The organism is Providencia sp. PROV061 (genome assembly GCF_011045655.1).
Lineage (GTDB): Bacteria > Pseudomonadota > Gammaproteobacteria > Enterobacterales > Enterobacteriaceae > Providencia > Providencia hangzhouensis.
The window spans coordinates 152,783-176,937 of sequence record NZ_CP042861.1 but is presented as its reverse complement, the minus strand read 5'-3'; the positions used below and the strand labels follow the sequence as shown (position 1 = coordinate 176,937).

Here is a 24,155-nt window from a genome sequence, read left to right as displayed (position 1 = left end):
CTTATGGATAACATTGACTATAATGAAAAAGAATCAATGATCCTCTTATCTGGGAATGTCGTCTATGACCCACTCAAACGCACACTTTCCCGTGAAAAAAATGTCGTTAATCTTTCCGAAAATGAATCATGTCTGCTTAAATTATTATTAATAAAAACAAATAGTAAAAGAGAAGTTATGTATGAAATTTGGGAAAAAAGAGGCACTATCGTAACTGAAAGTAGTTATTACAAGCTAGTCAGGCAATTACGACAATCCTTTAAAAAAGTCGATCTCGATGAAAATTTAATTATGACCTTACCTCGAATTGGTATTTTATATACAGGAGAGAAATCAGAAATGCCAACACTCTCAAAATATGACACAAAAAAAAGCCTTTACACCTATATACGATATTTTCTTCAGAGAATGTTTATTCGTTCATCACTATAACCAGATTTCATCAAAGAGAAAATTTAATGCTAAATATTAACCCAAATTTTTCAAAGAAATACTTTTTTTTATTATTTATACTTTTTATAACCTTCATGCTATCTGCTTGTAATAGTACTTTAATGAGTTATTTTACTCATACTCCCGCTTATAATATTAATGGTAATATTTATTCGCACTCTTATGATATTCCCGAAAATTCCACAATTACACTCTCATTGACCTCAATACAACAAAATGAAAACAACGCAAAGTCTAATCTGGATTACAGTTTAAAAACAAAAAGTGCAGGACGTAGTATCGCATTTACAGTCGCTCTTCCTGAAGAATTTCAATCCAAACGGTATACCTTAGGAATGAGTGCAAGAATTGAAAAAGATGGCGAATTAATCATGATGAGTAATAAACTAAGCCCAATACCTGAGAATATGTCTGAAGTAGTATTACTTCCTATGACCGCTATTTCGCAATAACAACGTTCATTTCGCCAAAATAAATTTAAAGAATTCTCCTCCTCTTAATGAAGAATTACATAACCCGCTCTCAAACCAGTCCTAAATACATAACATTGCTAGGTTGGTTATTGAGCCTCACTCATTTGGTTTTTCTAATAAACTCGGAAAATCTGCCGCCGAGCTTTCAATAGCTCGTTTCGCTAAGCTTTCTAGTGCACTAAATAGCTGATCAGCCTCTTGTTCTGGCAAATCCGCCGCTAAATAATCATTCCATTTATCTAGTTTAAAATTTAACTCATTCACAATCGTTTTGCCGAGCGCTGTCAACGAAACATGATAAACCCGTTTATCGACTAAGCTATTCGTTTTAGCAACCCACCCCTTAGCTAAAAATTTGCTCACACCTCGAGTCGTCACTGATTTATCCACAACCATCGCTTTCGTAATCTGCTCTAGGGTTGATGCATCATATTGATGAATATGTAAAATCATCAAACACTCAATTGCATTGATACCATAAGGCTCTCCCATCCATTTCATATAATGGTGAGCTGCTCGACTAATCACTCCAAATACTCGAGCCTGTTCTGTACGCATAATCCCTCTTTAGTTGATTTTATCAACCAATTAGTTAATAATCACGCTGATTTTAGTTGATATTATCAACTAAATACTTTTTTAACACCCCAAATTTACTCATATTCTATGTCAAAAATAATAACTTTACTGAATTCATTGGGATTCAACCCAGCACGCTTTCGTTTTGCCGCCATTACCGCTTGTGCATCAATTGCTGCGCTCTTTATTGCTCAATATTTAGAGTTAGTTCACCCCCAATGGGCAGCCATGACCGTCTGGGCTTCAGCGCAACCTTGGCGCGAAAATTTACTGGAAAAAAGTTGGTGGCGTTTTGCTGGAACAGTTTGTGGTGTGCTTGCCGGTGTCGTCTTAATTCAGCTTCACCTTATTCACCCGTTACTTTTCATTATTGGGCTAGCGAGTTGGTTAGGCATTTGCAGTGGTATCGGCCAATTACAAAAGGGCTTTGTCGCTTATGGCACATTTTTAGCAGGTTACTCCGCCGTGATGGTGAGTATGTTGAGCGTTCATATTACTGATAACTTATTTATAGTCGCTTGGGATCGGCTATGGACCATTTTGGTTGGCGTGCTTTCAGCGGTAGTATTCAATTTCCTTTTTACCCCTAAGCGTGAACAAGATAATATCATTACCCTTAAAAATCAAATTGATACACTATTCTTCCAAATACTACATGACTCACTTGAGAAAAAGCACCCAATTAAGCAACACGATATCGACTATCTTTGGCAAACCATGGCTAGCTATGACGAAATTTTAGAGACTCATCGTATTGGCTGGCGTTATCACCGCAAACAAGTTGCTAAAGCGCGTCAAAAACTCATGTTTCAAAGCCAAATATTATTACACTTAGATAAATATCAATCTATTGCACCTTTTTATTTTCCTGCACTAGAGCCAACTGAGACTCAATGGAAACATATTTTATCATTATGCCCCGCTGGAGTACTGAAAACACTATTGATCCCACTTTACTATGCTATTTTTGGTAAATCAGCGAAACACTTTGAAAAAGTGGATAAACTGAAGCTTCATCAAGATAAAATTTCAGCGTGGCACGCCTTTGCTCGTTCTTTTATGACTATCGCTGCAGTTGGTTTGTTATGGTTGTGGACACAGTGGCAAGTACTGGCTTATCTTACTCTCGGTCTTTCAGTGATGTTGGCTCTATTCGCATCCCTCGATTACCCCGCTAGGTTTATGAAAAATATTTTTACTGGGCAATTGTTTGGCGCTATTACAGCGTTAATCTGCACATGGTACTTATGGCCTTTTGCCTCTTCATCATGGCAGATGACCTTTTTCATTATTCCAGTGATTATTAGTGGCGTTATCATTTTTTCCCATAACCGCCTAATTTTAATTGCTTTTGATTACATTATGGTTTCTTTAATTTTGCTCCAACCGAGCTATCCTTTTTCTCTTTCACTCCCTCAAAGTATCGGTAATGCCATTGCGATAGTTTCAGGCCCATTAGTTGCAATGGCTGCTTTCGCATGGATTTATCCAACCAACCCGACCAAGCGTTACCAGCAATTAATCTATCTCTCTGAGCAGCAATTTAAACAAGGAGTAACGGCTCTAATTCAGGGCAATAAGCCTTCCACATCCCAATTCATGCACCGTTTATTTAGTGGATTATTGCTAGCAAAAAAAGCAAATCTTCCTCACCCGCCTATATTTGATTTTTTTATAACTCGACAAAGTATTTGGTTGTATCTACTTATTTTGCATAAGCAATTTGCGCACCACGCATCAAAGAAAAGAGCCCTTATTGCGCTTGAAAAACGCATTCAACAAAATCGCTTTGACTTAAAGAAAATTTCCACACTATTTCAGCATTTACAGCGTAACGAAAATGATAATAAAGAACTTGAACAGCTTAAGAAATATGTAAAACACTATATGGAAAAAGAATATTGCTAATAATAAAATAAGTTCTTATAAGTACCCCGGCTAAAACAGGCATTAATACTTTATTTCAGACCTAGTCGTTTAGCTAATCGATGTAAATTAGCGATATCGACAGACAATTCTCTGGCACATGCAGACCAATTATAATGGCTTTGTTCTAATACTTGTGAAATGACTTTACGCTGAAAATCATCCGTTACCTCACGTAAATTTTTAGTTAGTAGTAAGACTTTCTGTGATGTTTCTGTAAACTCATACTTATTATTATCAAAGGTAAAATATTGAGGCTGTAAGATAATTTCATCAGTATCACTTGAAGCTCGAGCAAGAACAACGGCACGATGAATCGCATGTTCCAATTCACGTACATTACCTGGCCATGAATAATTGAGTAAATACCGTTGTAATGAAGGACTCAGTACCACACTGGATAAGCCAAAACGCTGGCGATATTGTTCACAGAAGAACCCCGCTAATAAAATAATATCTTCGCCACGTTCCTTTAATGGGGGAACAAATAGCGGAAATACACTTAAACGATGAAATAAATCGGCCCTAAACCGACCTTCTAACACTTCTTCGCGTAGATCACGGTTAGTTGCCGCCAATATACGAACATTAACGCGTAAACTACGGTCATCACCAACACGTTGAATATCGCCATATTGCAATACTCGCAGTAATTTAGCCTGTAACGCTAATGAAAGCTCCCCTATTTCATCTAAAAATAAGGTACCATTATCCGCCATTTCGAATTTACCACTACGGTGGCTAATTGCCCCAGTAAAGGCACCTTTAACATGACCGAATAATTCACTTTCCGCCACACTCTCAGGCAGTGCAGCACAGTTTAAATAAATAAGAGGGTGATCTGCTCGAAGGGATTTTTCATGGATAGATTTAACGACTAGCTCTTTTCCTGTTCCCGTTTCTCCGCCGACCAGAACATTTAATTCAGACGCGGCAACAATATCAATTTCCTTTTTTAATTGTTGCATACGAAGAGATAAACCAATAATCTCGGTTTCTCCAGAAGGTTTAAATATTATGGGTTTATTCGGTAATATATTTTGCTTTTCAAGCTGTTCAATAAGTAATGCATTATTTAGTGCTCCCGCAGCTAACGCGGCAATTAACCTCAGTGACTCATTGCTAAATGCATCGAATTGATCAGGTTCCATACCATCTAATGTTAATGCACCAATAAGATTTTGCCCCGCATACAAGGGTAAGCCGACACAAGCATGAACTTTTAGGTGTTGATGATGAGGAATTAACCCATCATATGGGTCAGGGAGCTGGCTATCAGCAGGAAAACGAACTACATCACCGGCTCTTGCAATTGCTTCTAGCCGAGGGTGCCCTGACAAAAAGAATCGACGACCTAAAACATCAGCCATTAACCCATCGATTGCTAAAGGAATAAATTGGCCTGATTCATAACGTAATAACGCACATGCATCACACCTTAATGATTGCCTTAACGTGGTAATCAAACGCTGAAATCGATCTGAATGCTCCATACCACTTTGTAATTCGATTGCAATCTTTGCCAGTGCCTCGACAGAAAAACCCATGATTCATTCCCCATTGTCAATTTGACAACAATTATAGTCATAATGACAACACTTAACATAGTCATTTTGACTATAAACTAAAACAAATTATTTTAATTTAGTTAAAAATCAAAATGTTAAATATTGGCATGAATATTGATTATGTCTTCTTATACTCTAAAAGCTACAGGACAAAATTAATATGGCGATTCATGTAAAAAATAACATCCATTGGGTAGGTCAGCGTGATTGGGAAGTACGTGATTTTCATGGAACCGAATACAAAACATTAAAGGGAAGTAGTTATAATAGCTATTTAATCCGCGAAGAAAAAAATGTTCTTATTGATACTGTCGATCATAAATTTGGCCGTGAGTTTGTTCAAAATTTGCGCTCGCAAATTGATTTAAATGATATTGACTACATCGTCATTAACCATGCAGAAGAAGATCACGCAGGTGCATTAACCGAATTAATGAGCTTTATTCCTAATACCCCGATCTATTGCACAGCCAATGCCATTGATTCAATAAATGGTCATCACCATCATCCTGAATGGAATTTCAAAATCGTTAAAACAGGTGACACGCTCAATATAGGTAACAATAAACAATTGATTTTCATTGAGACTCCAATGCTACATTGGCCTGACAGCATGATGACTTATTTTACTGAAGATGCCGTACTTTTTAGTAATGATGCTTTCGGGCAGCACTATTGTGATGAGCGATTATTTAATGACGAAGTCGACCAAAATGAATTATTCGAACAGTGCCAGCGTTACTACGCCAATATTCTTACCCCATTTAGCCGCTTAGTGACGCCAAAAATAAATGAAATTTTAGGCTTTAATCTACCTGTCGATATGATAGCGACATCTCACGGAGTAGTATGGCGTGATAATCCAAATCAAATCATTGAATTGTATTTGAAATGGGCAGCAGATTATCAAGAAGATCGTATCACTATTTTCTACGATACCATGTCAAATAATACTCGTTTAATGGCGGATGCAATCGCTCAAGGCATCAATGAAGCCGACCCTAATGTCGCGGTTAAAATATTTAACGTTGCACGCAGTGATAAAAACGACATTATTACTCATGTTTTTCGCTCCAAAGCGGCACTGGTCGGTACCTCAACCATGAATAATGTCATGATGCCTAAAATAGCAGGTATGCTTGAAGAAATTACAGGCTTACGTTTTTTAAATAAAAAAGCCGCTGCTTTCGGTAGTTTTGGTTGGAATGGCGGCGCCGTTGACCGTGTTCAAACACGTTTGATGGATGCCGGTTTTGATACCGCATTATCTTTAAAAGCAAAATGGAAACCAGACACAAAAACATTAGATGACTGCCGTGAATATGGGCGTAATATTGCTCGCCAATGGGCATTACCTGCATAAATTAAATAACAAAGTAGCATCAGAATTTTATGATTTTTTAAAGGATACCTCATATGCAATTTAGAGATAAAACACTCGGACAGCTCGCATTATCCATTCCTAGAGCTTCTTCTTTATTTCGCCAATATAATATGGATTACTGTTGTGGTGGCAAACAGACGCTGAGTCGCAGCGCAGAAAAATTAAAGTTAGATATTGAGCTATTAGAAAGCCAATTAGCTAAATTAGCCACAGAAACGTTAGAACAGGATTGGCGCAAAGCCCCACTCAGTGAGATTATCGATTTTATCATTGTTCGCTATCATGATAGGCACAGAGAACAATTACCTGAACTAATACTACAGGCACAAAAAGTTGAACGCGTTCATATAAATAAGCCAAGCGTGCCAAAAGGTTTATCAAAATACTTAGAAGCATTACTGGAAGAACTAGCTAGCCATATGATGAAAGAAGAACGCGTTTTATTCCCTATGATAAAAAACGGAATGGGCAGAAACGCGCAGCAGGTCCAATTAGTGTCATGGAACAAGAACATGATGATGCTGGTGATATCTTAGAAGCAATTAAAGGTATTACCAATAATGTCACACCGCCACCAGAAGCCTGTACTACCTGGCGTGTGTTGTATAATGGTATCAATGAACTGATTGATGATTTAATGAATCACATTAACCTAGAAAATAACTTATTATTCCCAAGAGCACTCGCTGGCGAATAAATAAGTAAGGGGCTATCGATATAATAGACGGCCCCTTGTTTTAAACATTTTTAGTAGATACTAAAAATACCTATTTGTACTGTTGCTTAATTTCTTGCGAAACGACTAATCCACGTTTTGCTTCTTTTTCTGCAATTTCAACAGATAACCCGATATAAGATCTCGGGTCAAGCATTGCTTTAATTTCTTCATTACTGAATGCTGCTGATATCACACTATTTTTGGTCAAATTAGTATAAAAATCTTCCCCATCCGCCGCAGTTTTAATTGCTTCTTCATACAGAAGGGAGTGAGCTTTATCTTTGCCTAATTTTTCCGCCATCTTCATCATGACATACTCAGTATTATCCAGCCCTTTGTTTCTCAAAACATTATGAAGCATTCTCTCTTCATGTGGCACAATCGTCCTAGAAAGCTCTTCAGTTCTTAGTAAAATTTCCGTGGTTAATTCCAAAGCTTCTTCAATTAACCCATCAAATAACATATAAGAGCTACTATCACCTTCATAAGGCCTTACCGCAGAATACATACCAACACTCGGTAAAGAATATAATTTCTGTGAGTTAGCAATAATTCCCTTAGCAAGTTTTGGGTTTATTTTATGCGGCATAGTACTACTGCCCACTGTTCCTTTAGTAAAGCCTTCTGAAACCTCTGCAATTTCTTCTAACGTTGTGCTATAAACTTCTTCACCGATTTTATGACAAATATTGGCCATTAACGCTAAATTTGCCATATATTCAAGCTTATGCGTACTTAAGTTTCTGGATGGTACTTCCATGGCTTCCATACCCACCAGCTCAGCGACACGTTTTTGTACCGCTATACCAACATCAGGCATTGAGTTAAATGCACCAACAGCACCACCCATCATGATAGTGAAAACCCGTTTTTCACACTCTTTCATACGTTGGTAGCAATCAATAAAATCGCTGATCCACACCGAAACTTTATAGCCATAGGTGATAGGGATCGCATGACGCCCATGAGTTCTTCCCGGCATCACCATATGTTTGGTTCTTTCGGCCAAATCGGCTAAGTTTTCGATGATTTCACCGAGTAACAACATAAATTTATAATGTACGGTTTTCATCATATAGAGCTGTGAACTTTGCTGAATATTTTGCGTGGTAATTCCATAATGGATATATTTACCACTTTCCTCAGAGCAAGCATTCACTAAAACTTTCAAGAAAGGTACAAAGCCATGGCCTATTTTTTGGTAAATACGGCTCATTTCTTCAAAATCGATATTTTCGATAACAGCCTTTTCTTTAATTTCATCTGCCGCTGATTGTGGAATAAATCCCAGTTCCGCTTGAGCTTGGGCCAGCATGGATTCAAACATTAACCAAGTAGAATATTTTGCTTCATCAGACAATAAGTCTTTAATTCCACGGTCATCAATAGTTTTACTTTTAGAATCGTATAATGCTCTCATTTCGTATCCTTTCTTTATTTCTTCATTGCTTCATCAACAGCATTGCGAACAAACTCAACCTTTGGTCCATACACGACATGGACGTGGTTTGCCGATGGAAAGAAGAATGCGGTACATCCTGATTCCAACATTAAATCTTTATCTATTTGGTTCACTTCTCCAACATCAATACGCATACGAGTAATACAGTTATCTACGTTACGAATATTTTGTTTTCCACCTAATGCTTGGATTAAAATTTCTGCGATTTCGCCATATCGTTTTTCTTTAATTAAGGTATTTTTCAGATTACTCGATTCTTCACGACCAGGAGTTTTAATATCAAATTTAATAATTGCCCAGTAGAAAATAAAGTAAGTGACGACGGCTAAACAGCTACCGATAATAACCAAGAAGATCCAGTTAGTGTGTTCGTACAGTAGACCAAAAATAGTAAAATCAAAGACGGTTCCACGAATATAACCGATACCGACCTCAGCCAATGAAAGCAACACCGCACCGATACCGACAATAATGGCGTAAATTAAGTACAATAATGGTGCAATAAATACGAAGGTAAATTCGAGTGGCTCCGTGACGTTACCAAGCATGGCTGTTAATACCATAGTAACCAGCATGGATTTCACTTCTGCGCGGTTTTCTTTCTTCGATGTTTTGTAAATAGCAAGAGCAATTGCAGGGAATAGGAATAGTGTGACTAGCATTTGTTGCTGCGCCATAAAGCGAGTCAAACTTGGCATCATCGACCAATATTCACTATCTGGGCCTTGGTTAAATAGCACCTCAGTTAATGCGGGAACAACACCAACAAAGGTTTTTCCGTCAATAACATAAGTACCACCCGCCTCAGTAAATCTAAATAAAACGTTCCATACATGGTGTAAACCAAATGGAATAAATAAACGTTCACCACCCGCGGTAAAAAATGGCCCTACAGGACTTAAAAATACCGCCGAGAGTTTCATCAAACCTTGGACTAATACTTCCCAAATAAACGGTAATAACGCACCCACTCCAATCATTAAACCGATCATAATAATAGAAACGGATTTTTTACCAGAAAAGAAAGCAAATGCGGTTGGCAATTCAAGGTTATAGAACTTATCAGTCGCCCAAGCGGCAATCAAACCAGTAATAATCCCTCCTGCGGCACTGATATTTAAAGTTTGTATACCAAGAACTTTAATTTGCCCTACTTGCCCCATCATTGCAGGGTCTGCAAGCTTACCAGTAAGCACTAGCCAAATATTCATGGTGATGATCAGCGATAAGTAGCCGACAACCGATGCAAAGACGGCGATCCCCTTATCTCGATGGCTCATACCATAGGCCACCCCCATAGCAAACAGTAGGGGAATATTATCAAAAATAACACCCGCGATTGAACGAATGCTGACAAGTAATGCATTAACAGTTTCATTTCCGAGAAAAGGAAAACGTGCAATCATATAAGTTTGCACTAATGCACCACTGATACCCAATATCATACCAATAGGTGCTAAAACACCTATCGGAAGGAGTAATGTTCTCCCAAAGCGTTGAATAGATTCACCAAACTTTTTTCTGGCCATACTGTTTCCTTATGACTTCTATTATTAGAATTAAAGGCATACTAGCTTGGAGGGATTATAAAAGAAATGATGTCACGGTTTTAAAAGTTATCTTAGGTCATAACTAATGACCTAGGTCATATTAATAAAAACTATCTACCAAAGACAAGAATGAAAGACGAGTGAAGTTTTCTTAGAAAATAAAAAAGAAAATTTAAAGTAGATTTTCTAATTCATTGATAAGTAAATCAACTAAAATAAAAAAGCCAATTCTGGATTTTGTGTCATCTCTTTTAGTATCAAAATTATCGGCAAAACAAAACAAAGTGTTATCAGTATAAGTGGTTAGTTCATTAGTATTAAAAGCGGTCATACTAATGATATTTGCCCCTTTTAATTGCACAATTTTTGCTGTTTCAATAATTTTTTTGGTTCCCCCTGATAGTGAGATAAAAATGACGGTGTCATCTTTGCTAACTAATCGAGTGAAAGAGTCAGATAAATTGTAGTCATTAATAAAAAAACAGTGTAAACCTAACGCAAATAGTAAGTGTTCAAGATAATAGCCAACAGCTTTACTTGTCCCTCTGGCAACAATAAAAATATTTCTCGATTTATGTAGTATTTTAGCGCAATCGCTAATTTGCTCTTCGTTAATTAATGTAAAACTTTTATTAATATTTTTTTCGAGTTGTTTTTTATAAGACGAAGGTGTGATTTTTTCAGTTTTATTTTTTGTTAAAATATAATTATTAATCTGAAACTTAAGTTCTTTAAATCCACTAAACCCTAATTTTTGCGACAAATTAATAATAACTGTTTTAGAAACAAAGGTTTTAGCAACTAGTTCATTAATATTTAAGTAAGGGATATCTGTAATATTATCAGTCAGGTATTTTAAGACTTTTTTTTCGCTAATGGTTAAATTATCGTAATTTTTTAAGAAATCTAACATATCCCCTCCCCGATGAGCCTAGCTAGCTTTCAAGTGACTCTATTGTATAAGAATAAAGTAATAAACAAGTAAACAGCACTCAAGAGTGGCGCTGTTTACTGGACAAGAAATCACTTAAACTTAAGTTGTTTCACAGCCTCATCGATATCAATTTCATCTTCCGAAAATGTTAATGATGTCCCATGTAACGTACTAATTTCTAATTTTTTCAATGAACGCATTTGACCAGGTTTATCTGATTTTGGTTTGATACTATTCATTAATGCGCCAATTGATAACACGGTATTTTCTTTATCGATACGCGTATCTGCAGGTACTTCTACTGAATAAACACGATAGGATTTAATTGATGTAATCTTAATCCGTTCTCCTGCGATATAAATATATTTACTTTCAGGTATGACTTTGACCGCAAAAGCAGATAACCCTTTATTATTTGTCGTCGGTTCGAAAGTAACTGCGGCATTTTTTTTAATCAAATCTGGGTTGGCAACCTTAACCACATGAAAATAACGATTATCGCCATTCTCATCTTTGATAAATCCAAAACCTTTATCTTCGAACCATGTTGTGATCGTTCCATTCATTGCCATTACCGCCTAATTAATCTTTTATTGACTCAGTTTTTACAACACGCAGTATAGAGCACAATGCGTGTGCAGACTACGGCTTTGCTTTTAGTCTGAGTGATAAATTTACGTGATGCAAGTGACAGCGTTCGCTTACCTACTAAAAATTGGTTATTATCAACCACCATTTTTTGCTGGAAAGGCTAATGACTGAAATCATCGACACCTTTATTGCTCCGCCCTGTCACGATGAGATAGAAATTATCTATCAGGATGAGCATCTGGTTCTTATTAATAAGCCAAGTGGCCTACTCAGCCTTTCTGGAAAAAACCCACAAAACTTAGACTCCGTCCATCACCGATTAGTAAAAATATTCCCAGACTGTACTCTTGTTCACCGTCTCGATTTTGGCACATCTGGGTTGATAGTGGTTGCTCGCAATAAAGCCATCAATGCAGCTCTAAGCCAGCAATTTAGCCAACGCTCCGTCATTAAAATATACCAAGCTCTACTTTGTGGCCACTTAGCTAATGATGAGGGGGTCATTGATGCGGCAATAGCAAAAGACCCTGCACAGTTTCCCCGCATGTCGCTTTGCGAGGTGAATGGCAAACCAGCCCGCTCCCACTACCAAGTGATTGAGCGTCTGTATCACCCATTAGATAATGGCACATTGCTCCCAGTAACCCGAGTCCAATTAATACCTGAAACAGGGCGTACCCACCAGCTACGCATCCATTGCCAAAAATTAGGTTACCCTATATTAGGCTGCGACCTATATGGTGGGCGATTATTACAAGGGACTGAGCAGACTCCACGTTTACTTTTGCACGCTAGCGAATTGCATTTTGTTCACCCTGCGAGTCAGAAGAACTTTAAAATGTTTAGCGCCAGCCCGTTTTAACGCCAAAGCTACAACTTAAAATTTGACGAGTATTACCACATCAGGTCGTCAGGGATCTTAAAGTCCGCATACGGGTCATCTTCATCCTGTTCTTCTTGGCTAAGTGCATTGTTGAGTACGATACTATCCGCATCTCTTTGCGTTATTTTATCCGCTACGCTTGCTGGAATAATCACATACTCGTTAACATCACTGTTATCAATCGTTAAACGTGCAATCGCCAGACGCCCACTGATCAGTTGCGTTTGTGTTATTTTGTCTACAACAACTTGCTTGATAACGTTGTTATCTGTGAAATTAAAACTAATATCTCCCTTTGAAATATCAACTTTATTCATTTCAATAAGTTGTTTAACTTGCGCTTTAAACTCTTTGGATTGCACCATTTGTTTATGCTGCTCACTCAATTGTTTGTCACGCTCAAGCTGTGCTTTTTTATTTTCTTCTACGGCTTCCCTTGCTTCACGCGCCTGAACACGTGATTTTTTAGCCGTTCTTTGCACTTTTGCCATTTTCTTACTAGTAACTAATCCTGCTTTTAGCATTTGCTCTTGTAAGGTGAGTTTCGCCATCTTCGCCTCTAAATCTATCGGATAATTATGTGATTATACCTGTAGCGACTGAGACCTGATAGGTTTTGAGCTTTATTGATAGAGAAATTATGTGATGTTATTTAAGAAAAGATGCTAGCGATGATAATTCAAAATTTGGTGTGTTTAACTTATTTTGTCTAATCCAAAATATGTTTATAAAAAAATCATCGATATATTGTGATTTTGTTATAAACACGATTTGCTCAGTAACCATAGAGAGCTGACGAGAAAAAATGGAGGCTTTCATCCATATAAAAACCTCTCTATTTCAATAGCTACGGAGTGGACATAATAATGGTAGCGGCTGAACTAAACTGGCCTTCTATCAATTCATTTGGCGATAAATTAGGTTTTTTAACTAGCGTGAACATTAATGTATCTCTACCATGCCCATTTTCTATTTTTGAATCGAAATGCCCATTCATAGGGGAAACTCTTTGCCCTTGATGATAAACCTCAACACCTAATCCAGACATAATAGAACCTTGACTACCAATATCTCCTGTTCTAACAAGTAAAGCATCAGATGAGAAAGTCGAAGTTTCTCCGCTAATAATCATCTTTATTGGCGCCGTCAGGTTATTATCTTCACAACTATAAGTGATTTCTGCGTTACGTTGAAAACGGCTTGCACTTCCCACCGTTGAAATACCCGATGCATTTACTGTTTCAAAATCAACAATGATGATTTGGTTATCATTGATATCACACGTACCCGTTCCAACAACTACGTCATTACCTGCATAGAAATTCCATTTAAAATAAGCATGGTCAATATGCTGATTACTATTTACAAATGTCGCATATTTATGGAGATCTAATGTCATCAGCAAATCGCCTTTTCTTACCAAGACTGATGGCGTTGGTTTAACATTTACCTGCAAATATAATTTAATTTGTAAAGGTTCACTAGCTGTAGTTAAACGAAATACTTGAATTTCTTTACCACTAAATGGTGCTAAATAATAAGCGCCACGTACGACCACACCCGCTTTTAATTCTGGGTTATTCTTAAATGTTGGACCAAGGTCAGCACCAGTCACATTTAAATAATCAACATAAGCACTGGGGGCTTCATTACGGCAGGTCATAAAATCACTCACATCCGCAAATTCATTTATACGATTTGGTACAGCAAAAATATCATTATCGAGAGGAACATCATAAATACTTTGTGTTCCCCCGCCAACTTCCTGCCCTCCATTAGTTTTACACTGGAACGCAAAAATAGTTGGGGAAAATAATAAGGTTGCGAGAAGTAATATTAATATCTTCATTGTTACTGATACCTTAATCATAAATTAAACTAAAAATAGCGGTTGCAGTAAAATGGCCAAACGCAATACTTTTATTTTTTATTGCATCGGGTTCCCCTTGCACATTCGCATTAAAACTTAAAATATTTGTACCATTCTCTAAATTGTATGCAGGCGTCGTACTATTAATGGGAATTTTTTTACCGCTATATTCTAAGATTTCAATTCCGATGCCCGAAGCCATGCTGCCAGAATCTAATGCAAGAAGGCCTGGTAAATTGATATTTTCGTTTCCTGTAAACTTAACGGTCACCGTTCTAAAGATACTATTATCACAGTCATCTAAATGAATATTAAAATTTTCAATTGGCGTTTTTTGATTAATATAGAGGTACTTATTAACGATAGTACCAAAGTCCACAATGATATTTTCATCACCGGGCCTTACTGTACAAGCTTCAGCGACAAGCTGGCCTCGTATCTTAATTTCACCAATTTGACCATTTTTTGCATGACTCTGTAACGAAAAAAATAACAAACTTAATAGCATGGAGAGTATTATTTTTTTAAATTTATAAAAATTGAAATTTAAGTTATTCATATAAATACCTTCAATGCTATATCAGACAATCTATTAAGATTATTCATACGTTATTTGAAAAGAAATAACACTTCGATAAGCTCCAGCCTGTAACTTCTCTGCAATTCTTACGGGAGCTACATAATAAGTTAAAATATTTTGCCCCGTAGAAATAAGCTCAGGTTCACTATACTCACCAAAAGCAATTTCTTTTCCTTTAGGATTAGTTATCTGCAATCCAAGCCCATTCACACCTTCAACTCTCGCTATGTTCGGCCTAAAAGGGACAACTGGCGTGATAAACCTAATTTTCATACCTGGCTGAGAAATACTCCATGTAGCATTACCTGATTTATTGTTTCTCAGAACTGTTGGAGTTTCGATACAATCCAATAACTCGATGTTGATCGGTATCTTGTGGCCTTGGGCGCCAATTGTTTTTAATGATGCAGTTTCAATATTTCCTAAATCAACGGATTGAAATGCAGAATCCATCGATAAATGGCATGCACTCTCCGTTAATGAGCCATAAACGAAAATTTTACCATTTGCACCTTCAACATCCCAATTACCTGTTGTGTTATAAAAGGCATTATTTGATTCCGCATATATCACAGCTGAATTAAATATGAGAGACAATCCAAAGAGTAAGGAAAAGCTTTTTTGATTAATCATCATTTTCCTCTCTATTTATTTTCAGGAACAACCTGACATGTATTTGCGTGACATTTAAATTGAAGTTTCGGCCTACCGCCATAGTCATTTATATAGGTCAATACCGGGTTTGCCCCCACAGTAGAACTTGAAACCCCTAATTTTTCTTCACTAAATGGTGCAACCATAACCGCCTTAAAACTCTGATTTACTGGTGAATCTTTTCGCTCAGCAGCACCAATAATCGTGATATAAAAGGGGGTTGGGTTTTTAATGATATATTGGTCGCCTTGCTTAATAAGCTGTGTTTTTTCTTGCCAAGGATTATTCAGCATTTCTGTTTCGCTTAGCATGATACTTTTAGGGCGATAAAATAATTTAATTTTGCTTTGTAACGCTAATTGCAAAACATTCGGTTTATCACTTTTTGGCGGGATCTCCCTTAAATTAAAGTAATAAACACTTTCTCTATCCTGAGGTAACTGACTAATTTCAGGAAGCGCCTCAATACGGACTTGGCTTGATTTTTCGGGTTCAACTCTCTGCACCGGAGGTAATACAGCAAACGGTGAAGTAATTTTTACCCCTTGAATATTTTCAACCCACCCTTGGGCCAAATAAGGTAGCTGGTTATTTTTATTAGTAATAGTAATTGAAACGCTTTTTTGATCACCATTAAAAATAACTCGGGTTCTATCTAAAGCAATTGCCGAGAATGCGCTTCCGCTAACTAAACTGCTTAATAAAATAGTACTGATATATAAATTAGTTAATTTTTTCATAGCAATCACTCATTTACAGATTATTATCTGCTTCATTACGTTTATTTGATAATGGTTTACAAGGAGTGAATAATCCTTGGTTAATTGTTTCTAAGTTTTCAGGAAAATTAATTTCACATTGTGCTTCCCCACCCCAATGAATAATCATGACTTCATTTGGGTTGATACCACTAACATAGGCATATCCATTATCAGTAACTATTCCCGTTTCTTTTCCTTTCAGATTCGTGATCTGGGCACCAAATGGCGGTGCAGAACCGTCAGACATACGCATTGAAAGCATCATCTTTTCACCAGACAGTACATTAAATTTGCGATAGCCAATCGCGCCTTCTGTTAATGTCGCTTGAACAATAGAATCCGTTACTTCGGCATTATTCGGTAATGCATTTAAATCGACTTTAACTTTACTACGGTAGTAGCTATTTAAGTCAGGGACAATCACTTTACCAAATGCATTTGATGCAATAGGGATCCCTCGGTCTGATACGGGAATTTTAGCCACACCATCAGTGTCGATCAGCAAACGAGTTCCGCCAATATTTGAAACTCGGTGAGCATCCGCACCATTTAAAGTCATGGTAAATCCGCCTTGTGCCCCTACCCCAAATGATGTGTAATTATTATGAATATAGCTGGCATTCGCAGTTAACTTAGTATTATCACCATAATGGGTAATATAGGTACTTGCGGTTCCACCTTTGTTGGTCGAACCTGCACTGACTTGATAATTGGTTCTATCTGACAATTTGTCATAATAGGTTGCTCGATTAACGGTATCATCCCGTGTTGCTTGCAATGAATAGCCAATATTTGCACCATTTCCCCAAGGCATTGAAGCTGAAATATACAGGCCATCATCATTTGTTTCGTTATATTTATTGCGATAGGCCGATAACGAAATATTAATATTCTTCAGGCTTCCCCAATCTAAGGTTTTTGTCACCATTAAATTGTAGCGATTACTTTCTGGCTTATCCCAATAGGTTTGGTGCGAGTAGTTTAAATAAGCTGTAATTCTCGATTCCCTAAAGTTTTTATTTAAAGAAATCACATACATTTCTTTATTACTACCTTGACGCTCACCTGAGTCTTTAGCCGTTAAAAAATCGGTTACAGTCATAAAACTGCGTTCTGAGAATCGATAACCTGCGAACTGTACTTGGCTATCATAGTCATCAAAACGTTTTGAATAGTTTATTCGATAAGAATTACCTGTGAGTTTTTTATCATTAGGAATATTTGCAATAGAATGCGTAATATCGAAAGATAAGGCACCAAATGCCAATAAGTCACGACCGACACCCACGTTGAATGCATTATAGTCTTGACTATTTAATGAGCCTGCAAGCAATGACCAACCATTAGTGACACCCCACGACATTTCACCACTCGCAAATGTATCTCCATTAACATGATGATCCATATCCGTTGGGCGACCCATCGCTAATTTATATCGAATACTACCTGGTCGAGTTAAATAAGGGATATTGGCTGTTTCAACCTGATATTCTTGAACTGAACCATCCTGCTCTTCGATTCGAACATCCAGTTTTCCCGTCGTCGCATCACTTAAATTTTGGATACGGAAAGGACCCGCAGCGACTTGTTCTTGATAAATAATCCGCCCTTGTTGGCTAACAATCACCGTCGCATTTGTCGTCGCAACACCCGTTATTTCAGGTGCATACCCACGTAAATTAGGTGGTAACATTAAGATATCAGAGCGTAAGCCAACACCTGTAAATCGAAAACTATCGAATAAATCAGTGTTAAAATAGTCCTCGCCCAAGGTCAATTTCGCTTTAATGCTGGTTAACGCTTTATAGGCGTATAGTCGGCTCCATTGAAAGTCATGCTCATTTTTACTATCCGAGCCAGTTTCTCGTTGAGCACGCCCCTGCCAATCTCCCCTAAAGCGCCATGCACCAAGGTTCACACCTGCGACACCATTTGCTGTCACATTATAGTTGCTATTATTATCATGAGGCTTATTCGCTCTTGCGTTTATATTGTAGTCTAAAATAACCCCTGAAATTCCTTCATCCCACAGAGAAGGCGGATCCCAGTTAGCTGTTCTATATTCAAGGTAGGCTTGAGGTATACTCAGATACAACGTTGAGTCAGATAAATCCCCCCGTGCTTGAAAGCCGGGCAAACTGCGTAAATCAAGACACTCATTATTATGCCACCACGTAATTTGCTTCAACGAACTGGCTGTTAGTCCTAGCTGCTGGACTTGTTCTGGTGTGATACAAACGAGGCTATCTTCAGGGTCGTTTTCTGGCGCATAGAATGAAAACCGTTGCTCGGGTAAAGTTTCTTTATTTACTTGTACTTTGAGGGGATAAATACCAGGCATAATATAGCCTGCACGTGAGAATTGCTTAACATCAATGTTTTTTTTGTCTTCTAAATCAAATAATGCCGTATTAAATTGTATGGTATCGGCAGCATATAACTGAGCGGATAATGACCCAAATGTAATCATTATCGTTGTCGTTATTATATTTATTTTGTGTTGTTTAAAAAACATAAAAAACATCCCTAAAACACCAATATAATTTCTTAGAATTAATAATAATCGACCTTGAACCTTAATAAGGTTTGGTAATTACCCGCTTTAACAGGATGATAATTGGTGACTAATTGCATTTGATATTTAAGGATCATTGTCCCTGGCGTAATTCCTAATGCAGGTAATGGCTTTCCTGGTGTAATGGAATATCCCGATATATCATGCAATGCCAATTGCACTCCTTTTGCTTCACCCGAGAGTGTGAAAAAATCACCTTCTGATGGACCATCAAAAGTGACTTCGAGTGAATTCCATTCGTTATTATCTTTCGAATATTTTTCCCAACGACAATCAATGAGCTTAATATTGAATTCTTTTATGGGGCCTTTCCCAACTTCACGAATATAGCTTGTTGGAAGTACCCCCATATTAATGGTCTGATCCCTAGACCCAATATCTATTGCGCAGGCAGTATCGACTATTTCGCCATTCATCGTGACTTTACCCCACCCATGAGATGATGCAGCCATTTGTGGCGAAAGAAATAATGTTAGAAGAAATAGGGAAGATACTTTGCTTCGCAAATAGATAAATCCTTTCACTTTAACCTCTGACTTAATTTGGTGATTAATAGAGGAACACAAAGGTATTCCTCTTAAACTAATCAATTAGTTATAAGTTAAGGTAAAGTTAGTTACGCCTTCGAATTTACCTAATGGAATTTTATCAACCGCAACGTTTGCACCTTGTACATAAGCGCTATAACGTAATGTATTATCACCCGCTTGTAATTGATGTTCTTGAGCTGTTGCAACTCCCATATCTAACGCTGCGCCATTAGTATCCGTTAATTGAATACCCACGTTGCCAGCAATAGTTGGGTCTGTTGCATCTAAGCCTGTTACACCGAGTAATTTAGAATTGAAAGCAGCGCTAGAACCAGAGAATGTGATACTCACTTTATCGTTGTACACTTTATCATTTGTATCTTTCGGGAATACACAGTCTTCCAATTCAATATTGAATTGCTTCGCGCTAGAAGTACCGCCATTCGCTAAAACAGAGTTAGCGATTTGGCCTAACCATACTGTTTGGTCAATAGAATCTGAACTAATTGAGCAAGGTGCATCGATGATTTCACCTTTAAATGTGACTTTACCATGCCCTTGATCAGCAAGTGCTGGAGATGCAATAGCGGCAGAAACTAGTGCGGCTAAAAATACTTTTTTCATTTGAACCTCATTTATATATAACAACGTGATGATTACCCAACATGATGTAGGGCATAGTTAGAATTTATTATTTTTAAAATAACTATTTGCTGTATAAAGAATTTAAAATAATTTCTGTTTGTCGATTAAAAATATAATGGTAGTTATCCTTTTCATCGGATAAACATTCACTATTATGAATAAATGAATTAGCACTAGGATTTTTTTCATTTATTTTCAATGATACACTTTCAAAAAATGCACTCGGGCTAATTTCTAGATAAAATAAAATTGAAAATAGCATTCCACAGTTAATGCTACATATTCCTCTTTCATAACGAGATATTTGTTGTTGTGATATCTTTAATTTTTTAGCTAGATCACTACCACTAAGTCCTTTCTCTTTTCTAAGATGCGATAATTCCATGCCAATTTGTTCAGTTAGTATTTTCTGAAAGCTATCTATACTGGTCTTTAATTTATTACTTTTCATATCTCACCAATTAAAGCCTTGTGTAATGAGGCAAAACAATCAGAACCACTCATAAAGTGAACAATTTATTTTTTGAAATGCAAAAAAAACGCAACAAAATAAATCAAAATGTTGCGTTAAATGAGTTTTAGGTAAATTGTTTTATATATAAGAATCGTCAGAATTAAAATCTTTAATTTATACCTTAAACTAGAAAAGTCAGATGATTTAACTGGCGAGTTTTATTACAAAAAAAATCATGAAAGATAACTTTTTGTTGTTAATGACAAATTTTTACATTAATTGATAATTACCTCTAAAATGCATTGCCGCAACAGAGTTTTATGCTATTTGATTTTAGTTAGTCTGATAATTATACTTATTAGGTAATTTGAACATTTTGATTTATTATGTTGCGTTACGAATTGATTTTTATAGATATTTTATTTTATCCGATTGATTATTATTGATAATTAATTAATTTTTTTATTGTATATTAAATTAATGTGTTTTAAATCATCAATAAGATGTTTTTAACTCACAAAAACCAAAAATATGAATTTATCATCTAAATGATTTCACTTATATGGTGACCTTTCACAGAATAACTTTATTTGATAGTCAAAAATAGACTATTACTGTAAAAAAAATGATTGAAATATGATAATAATTAGTTAACTGAAAAAGCGAACCATCTATACTCGCAATTAGAGTAATTAAATTATGATGATTCAAAAAAAAAGAATAAATAAAATTATAAACTAATCTTATTTTTAAAGGCTGGAAAATAAATTACTTGAGTATGTTGTTTATGGCTTTAAAAATAATTACTACCCTTAATATGCATAAGAATACCTCAGTTTTATAAAATCAATTACCTAAATAACTGAGGTATTCTTGGTGTTTAGTTCATATTATTATGTTTAGTGCTAGCTTTATATTGACACAACTCATTAAATTACTTATTGATTCGACCAAATACCACTAAATCTTTTTTCATTACTAGCAGTATAAATTACAGTATGGGCGATATTTCGATGGCCTAAATAGTCTTGGATTAATCGAGTGTCCCTACCCAAATCAGCTAAAGCATAACCGCATGCATGCCTTAGCATATGAGGATGAAGCTTTACAGGAAGCCCTGCTATTTTGCCATACTGCTCAAATAAGCGATAAATTTGATAACGAGAAATTTGGCTTCCCTTTTGTGAAATAAATAAACAATCTGACCCTGCTGTTTTCCAAGAATCTCTTTCAACTAACCATTTTTCAATCGCATTAAACTCTTCGGGAATTATAGGCTGTACGGTAGACAGCCCTCCTTTTAGTCTCCTAATAAATATCACTTTCTGCACCAAATCAATATCAGACATTGTGATATGAGTGAGCTCACTAACTCTTAATCCATGCAAAAAGCTCATTAATAACAAGCAATAGTCTCGATTAGGATAGCGACCTTGCTTTGTAGCATCCAATAAAGAATTAACTTCTGTACGTGTAATAAATTTACGTTTAGTCATTATGATCTCATCTATACCTCATTATATTTCGCTATATACCAACGATAAATCAACTAAAAATAATAATTTTTCAGAAAATTAAATATAATATGTCAGAAAGGTCAGTGATGATACCGAAATGCAACAACTTAATCATGATGTTACTAGGATACAAAAGACGAAATATGATGAATAGTTGAATGGAAATTGATTTATAAGGTAGTTATGTTGTTTTCATTCCATGAATGATGAACAATAAAGGTAGCCTCACATGGGTATTAGCCTGTATCCCTTTTCCCCCCTTATCTAGAATAGTGTATACTTGCCGGCAAGAAATTTATTCACGGTTAATTAATATAATGAAAGAAATCGAAAAAGCACAAATTAAGCTTCTTAGCGACCGTTTAGATCTTATTCGTCGCCAGATGGCAAGTATGCAACTGACGAGTGAAGTAGAAAAACACGCAGAACTAGAGAAAGAAAAAGCGACACTGGAAATTGAAATCGCTCGTCTGAAGGCGGTGCGTAACAAAAAACTAAGCAAAGAAGCGCAAAAACTCGTAGATATGCCGTTCAAGCGTCCCATCACTAAGAAAGAACAAGCCGACCTTGGCAAGCTGAAAAAATCCGTGCGGGGCTTGACCATTGTCCATCCAATGACGGCATTAGGCCGCGAAATGGAACTGGATGTTATGACCGGTTTTTCTAAGGCTGATTTCTAGTTAGAAAGTCAACCCAACTAAAATCTGTAATGCCCAACGAATACTGGGAGGTTCTTAATACACTTTTTATAGTTATGAACCGCTAGTAAGTAATTCAGCCGCTCATCATCCATCACAAACCCTTTGATCAGATACCGTTCTAGCGTTTGCGTTGCCTACTGGCGAAATTGAGTGCCACCAACAGATGTAACGCAGTAACTGACAGCAAGCACATTATTTTACTAAAAATAATGTGCTACTATATTTATAAATTCTGTTGAAAGAAAACAGTGAGTTTATCGAAAGGGATCTTGCTTAGATTATCATATAAATCAACATGATCAGCATTTGGAATAATCAAGAGTTCTTTAGGATCTGAAGCTACTTTGTACACATCTTCAGAATAATAACGAGAATGTGCATTTTCCCCTGCAATCAGCAAAATTGGTCTTGGTGATATCATTTCAATATTGGTATGCATAGGAAAATTAAAAAAAGATATAGGCGTTGTTGCTGTCCACGCGGTTGTTGAATTAATTGAACGGGGATGAAAACCTCGAGGAGTACGGTAATAATCAAAAAATGCGGCTAATACAGGCGGTGCATTCTCTGGCAGAGTCTCCGGTAAAACACGTTGTCCCTCGATAATATTGCCATCTTCATCGAATGGCACCTCATGGTAACCTAAAGCATAGTGTCCGTTTTTTGCATCTTTCCAGCGCTGCTGGCTAAGATAATCAATCACTTTATGTCGTTCTTCAATGGTGTAACTATCTTGGTATCCGCGGCTAATACTGCGAGACATATCGTACATTGATGCTGTTGCTACGGCTTTAATACGTGAATCGCTACTCGCTGCAGTTAAAGCCATACCACTTAATCCGCAGATAGCTAACGCACCAATACGCTCGCGATCCACATTTGGCTGTAGCCCTAAAAAATCGACAGCAGCACTAAAGTCTTCCGTATTGATATCCGCAGAAGCAACATTTCGAGGCTCACCCTCACTTTCTCCAGTAAAAGAGGGATCAAATGCTAGAGTAATAAAACCACGCTCTGCTAATGTTTGCGCATACAACCCCGAAGACTGCTCTTTTACTGCGCCAAATGGGCCACTCAATACAATCGCAGCAAATAACCCACTAGTATGTTTAGGTTGATATAAATCTCCGACTAAGGCTAAACCATAGCGATTTTTGAATGTGACTTTTCTATGTTCAACCTTATCACTTTTTACAAAGGTTTTATCCCATAGCTCACTGAAATTTGTATTTGGTTGCGCTAATACTGGTGATGTCATTATTGATGCCATACTCGCAACAGCAATACTTGCCCCCGTTAATTTCAATAAATCTCTACGTTCATGATCCATAATGTACATCCTCTTTT

Annotated in this window: 22 protein-coding genes and 3 pseudogenes; 7 read left to right on the top strand and 18 right to left on the bottom strand. The window is 36.7% G+C overall.

Features of this window, described 5'->3' with window-relative positions; translation table 11 throughout:
* Positions 1–3: 3 nt before the first annotated feature.
* Positions 4–432, top strand: a complete 429-nt coding sequence (locus FVA72_RS00815; protein ID WP_036958633.1) for a winged helix-turn-helix domain-containing protein — start codon at positions 4–6, stop codon at positions 430–432.
* A gap of 26 nt (positions 433–458) precedes the next feature.
* A complete protein-coding gene (locus tag FVA72_RS00810; RefSeq protein WP_004263072.1) occupies positions 459–905 on the top strand; it encodes a YbaY family lipoprotein in 447 nt (148 codons plus the stop codon).
* A 117-nt stretch (positions 906–1,022) separates the two neighbouring features.
* Here FVA72_RS00810 and FVA72_RS00805 read toward each other — a convergent pair whose 3' ends face one another.
* The gene (locus tag FVA72_RS00805) at positions 1,023–1,484 is read right to left on the bottom strand and encodes a MarR family winged helix-turn-helix transcriptional regulator (protein ID WP_004263073.1); all 462 of its coding nucleotides are present in this window, start codon (positions 1,482–1,484) and stop codon (positions 1,023–1,025) included.
* Positions 1,485–1,592: 108 nt separating this feature from the next.
* Between FVA72_RS00805 and FVA72_RS00800 the strand changes: the two genes are divergently transcribed.
* Positions 1,593–3,413, top strand: a complete 1,821-nt coding sequence (locus tag FVA72_RS00800; RefSeq protein WP_004263075.1) for an FUSC family protein — start codon at positions 1,593–1,595, stop codon at positions 3,411–3,413.
* Positions 3,414–3,463: 50 nt separating this feature from the next.
* Here the strand turns inward: FVA72_RS00800 and norR are convergent, their stop codons facing one another.
* A complete protein-coding gene (norR, locus tag FVA72_RS00795) occupies positions 3,464–4,978 on the bottom strand; it encodes a nitric oxide reductase transcriptional regulator NorR (RefSeq protein WP_110592731.1) in 1,515 nt (504 codons plus the stop codon).
* Between the two features lie 181 nt (positions 4,979–5,159).
* On the opposite strand from norR, the pseudogene norV reads away from it, so the two are divergent.
* Positions 5,160–6,353, top strand: a pseudogene (norV, locus tag FVA72_RS00790) (anaerobic nitric oxide reductase flavorubredoxin); the annotation flags it as partial.
* A gap of 62 nt (positions 6,354–6,415) precedes the next feature.
* Positions 6,416–7,080, top strand: a pseudogene (gene ytfE / locus FVA72_RS00785) (iron-sulfur cluster repair protein YtfE).
* A gap of 70 nt (positions 7,081–7,150) precedes the next feature.
* Here the strand turns inward: ytfE and FVA72_RS00780 are convergent.
* The 4 genes from FVA72_RS00780 to FVA72_RS00765 form a co-directional block, all read right to left on the bottom strand.
* A complete protein-coding gene (locus tag FVA72_RS00780) occupies positions 7,151–8,521 on the bottom strand; it encodes a class-II fumarase/aspartase family protein (RefSeq protein WP_110592733.1) in 1,371 nt (456 codons plus the stop codon).
* Positions 8,522–8,535: 14 nt separating this feature from the next.
* Entirely contained in the window at positions 8,536–10,092 is a 1,557-nt protein-coding gene (locus FVA72_RS00775) for a PTS transporter subunit EIIC (RefSeq protein ID WP_110592734.1), read from the bottom strand.
* Between the two features lie 193 nt (positions 10,093–10,285).
* The gene (locus tag FVA72_RS00770; protein ID WP_094960882.1) at positions 10,286–11,026 is read right to left on the bottom strand and encodes a MurR/RpiR family transcriptional regulator; all 741 of its coding nucleotides are present in this window, start codon (positions 11,024–11,026) and stop codon (positions 10,286–10,288) included.
* Positions 11,027–11,136: 110 nt separating this feature from the next.
* Positions 11,137–11,619: a cold-shock protein gene (locus FVA72_RS00765; protein WP_004263097.1), complete on the bottom strand. Its 483-nt coding sequence runs from the start codon at positions 11,617–11,619 to the stop codon at positions 11,137–11,139.
* 182 nt (positions 11,620–11,801) lie between these two features.
* Between FVA72_RS00765 and FVA72_RS00760 the strand changes: the two genes are divergently transcribed.
* Positions 11,802–12,500, top strand: coding sequence for an RluA family pseudouridine synthase (locus FVA72_RS00760; RefSeq protein WP_110592735.1), 699 nt, complete (start codon positions 11,802–11,804; stop codon positions 12,498–12,500).
* 32 nt (positions 12,501–12,532) lie between these two features.
* On the opposite strand, the gene FVA72_RS00755 is transcribed toward FVA72_RS00760, so the two are convergent.
* The 10 genes from FVA72_RS00755 to FVA72_RS00710 form a co-directional block, all read right to left on the bottom strand.
* The gene (locus FVA72_RS00755) at positions 12,533–13,072 is read right to left on the bottom strand and encodes a DUF2058 domain-containing protein (RefSeq protein ID WP_096863489.1); all 540 of its coding nucleotides are present in this window, start codon (positions 13,070–13,072) and stop codon (positions 12,533–12,535) included.
* A 296-nt stretch (positions 13,073–13,368) separates the two neighbouring features.
* Complete coding sequence (locus FVA72_RS00750) at positions 13,369–14,370, bottom strand: fimbrial protein (protein ID WP_228677335.1); 1,002 nt, start codon at positions 14,368–14,370, stop codon at positions 13,369–13,371.
* 13 nt (positions 14,371–14,383) lie between these two features.
* A complete protein-coding gene (locus FVA72_RS00745) occupies positions 14,384–14,950 on the bottom strand; it encodes a fimbrial protein (protein ID WP_094960885.1) in 567 nt (188 codons plus the stop codon).
* 39 nt (positions 14,951–14,989) lie between these two features.
* Entirely contained in the window at positions 14,990–15,607 is a 618-nt protein-coding gene (locus FVA72_RS00740) for a fimbrial protein (RefSeq protein WP_110592736.1), read from the bottom strand.
* An 8-nt stretch (positions 15,608–15,615) separates the two neighbouring features.
* The gene (locus FVA72_RS00735) at positions 15,616–16,365 is read right to left on the bottom strand and encodes a fimbria/pilus periplasmic chaperone (RefSeq protein WP_110592737.1); all 750 of its coding nucleotides are present in this window, start codon (positions 16,363–16,365) and stop codon (positions 15,616–15,618) included.
* 13 nt (positions 16,366–16,378) lie between these two features.
* On the bottom strand, positions 16,379–18,910 hold the full coding sequence (locus FVA72_RS00730; protein ID WP_110592738.1) for an outer membrane usher protein: 2,532 nt from the start codon (positions 18,908–18,910) through the stop codon (positions 16,379–16,381).
* 29 nt (positions 18,911–18,939) lie between these two features.
* Positions 18,940–19,485, bottom strand: coding sequence for a fimbrial protein (locus FVA72_RS00725; RefSeq protein WP_232062925.1), 546 nt, complete (start codon positions 19,483–19,485; stop codon positions 18,940–18,942).
* A 66-nt stretch (positions 19,486–19,551) separates the two neighbouring features.
* Positions 19,552–20,115, bottom strand: a complete 564-nt coding sequence (locus FVA72_RS00720) for a fimbrial protein (RefSeq protein ID WP_004263117.1) — start codon at positions 20,113–20,115, stop codon at positions 19,552–19,554.
* Between the two features lie 82 nt (positions 20,116–20,197).
* Positions 20,198–20,587, bottom strand: coding sequence for a helix-turn-helix domain-containing protein (locus tag FVA72_RS00715; RefSeq protein WP_004263121.1), 390 nt, complete (start codon positions 20,585–20,587; stop codon positions 20,198–20,200).
* A gap of 941 nt (positions 20,588–21,528) precedes the next feature.
* Positions 21,529–22,086 (bottom strand): tyrosine-type DNA invertase, encoded by a 558-nt coding sequence (locus FVA72_RS00710; RefSeq protein WP_004263124.1) that lies wholly within the window; start codon positions 22,084–22,086, stop codon positions 21,529–21,531.
* 338 nt (positions 22,087–22,424) lie between these two features.
* Here FVA72_RS00710 and FVA72_RS00705 point away from each other — a divergent pair, with 338 nt between their 5' ends.
* Entirely contained in the window at positions 22,425–22,787 is a 363-nt protein-coding gene (locus tag FVA72_RS00705; protein ID WP_036958636.1) for a YibL family ribosome-associated protein, read from the top strand.
* Between the two features lie 95 nt (positions 22,788–22,882).
* Here the strand turns inward: FVA72_RS00705 and rhuM are convergent.
* Positions 22,883–22,999, bottom strand: a pseudogene (rhuM, locus tag FVA72_RS00700) (RhuM family protein); the annotation flags it as partial.
* 32 nt (positions 23,000–23,031) lie between these two features.
* Complete coding sequence (locus FVA72_RS00695) at positions 23,032–24,147, bottom strand: alpha/beta hydrolase (protein ID WP_110592739.1); 1,116 nt, start codon at positions 24,145–24,147, stop codon at positions 23,032–23,034.
* Positions 24,148–24,155: the final 8 nt, after the last annotated feature.

Bases quoted from the DNA above. Each gene is read 5' to 3' on its own strand.
- FVA72_RS00815 (WP_036958633.1), top strand. From the start codon at position 4: ATGGATAACATTGACTATAATGAAAAAGAATCAATGATCCTCTTATCT.
- FVA72_RS00810 (WP_004263072.1), top strand. From the start codon at position 459: ATGCTAAATATTAACCCAAATTTTTCAAAGAAATACTTTTTTTTATTA.
- FVA72_RS00805 (WP_004263073.1), bottom strand. From the start codon at position 1,484: ATGCGTACAGAACAGGCTCGAGTATTTGGAGTGATTAGTCGAGCAGCT.
- FVA72_RS00800 (WP_004263075.1), top strand. From the start codon at position 1,593: ATGTCAAAAATAATAACTTTACTGAATTCATTGGGATTCAACCCAGCA.
- norR (WP_110592731.1), bottom strand. From the start codon at position 4,978: ATGGGTTTTTCTGTCGAGGCACTGGCAAAGATTGCAATCGAATTACAA.
- FVA72_RS00780 (WP_110592733.1), bottom strand. From the start codon at position 8,521: ATGAGAGCATTATACGATTCTAAAAGTAAAACTATTGATGACCGTGGA.
- FVA72_RS00775 (WP_110592734.1), bottom strand. From the start codon at position 10,092: ATGGCCAGAAAAAAGTTTGGTGAATCTATTCAACGCTTTGGGAGAACA.
- FVA72_RS00770 (WP_094960882.1), bottom strand. From the start codon at position 11,026: ATGTTAGATTTCTTAAAAAATTACGATAATTTAACCATTAGCGAAAAA.
- FVA72_RS00765 (WP_004263097.1), bottom strand. From the start codon at position 11,619: ATGGCAATGAATGGAACGATCACAACATGGTTCGAAGATAAAGGTTTT.
- FVA72_RS00760 (WP_110592735.1), top strand. From the start codon at position 11,802: ATGACTGAAATCATCGACACCTTTATTGCTCCGCCCTGTCACGATGAG.
- FVA72_RS00755 (WP_096863489.1), bottom strand. From the start codon at position 13,072: ATGGCGAAACTCACCTTACAAGAGCAAATGCTAAAAGCAGGATTAGTT.
- FVA72_RS00750 (WP_228677335.1), bottom strand. From the start codon at position 14,370: ATGAAGATATTAATATTACTTCTCGCAACCTTATTATTTTCCCCAACT.
- FVA72_RS00745 (WP_094960885.1), bottom strand. From the start codon at position 14,950: ATGAATAACTTAAATTTCAATTTTTATAAATTTAAAAAAATAATACTC.
- FVA72_RS00740 (WP_110592736.1), bottom strand. From the start codon at position 15,607: ATGATGATTAATCAAAAAAGCTTTTCCTTACTCTTTGGATTGTCTCTC.
- FVA72_RS00735 (WP_110592737.1), bottom strand. From the start codon at position 16,365: ATGAAAAAATTAACTAATTTATATATCAGTACTATTTTATTAAGCAGT.
- FVA72_RS00730 (WP_110592738.1), bottom strand. From the start codon at position 18,910: ATGTTTTTTATGTTTTTTAAACAACACAAAATAAATATAATAACGACA.
- FVA72_RS00720 (WP_004263117.1), bottom strand. From the start codon at position 20,115: ATGAAAAAAGTATTTTTAGCCGCACTAGTTTCTGCCGCTATTGCATCT.
- FVA72_RS00715 (WP_004263121.1), bottom strand. From the start codon at position 20,587: ATGAAAAGTAATAAATTAAAGACCAGTATAGATAGCTTTCAGAAAATA.
- FVA72_RS00710 (WP_004263124.1), bottom strand. From the start codon at position 22,086: ATGACTAAACGTAAATTTATTACACGTACAGAAGTTAATTCTTTATTG.
- FVA72_RS00705 (WP_036958636.1), top strand. From the start codon at position 22,425: ATGAAAGAAATCGAAAAAGCACAAATTAAGCTTCTTAGCGACCGTTTA.
- FVA72_RS00695 (WP_110592739.1), bottom strand. From the start codon at position 24,147: ATGTACATTATGGATCATGAACGTAGAGATTTATTGAAATTAACGGGG.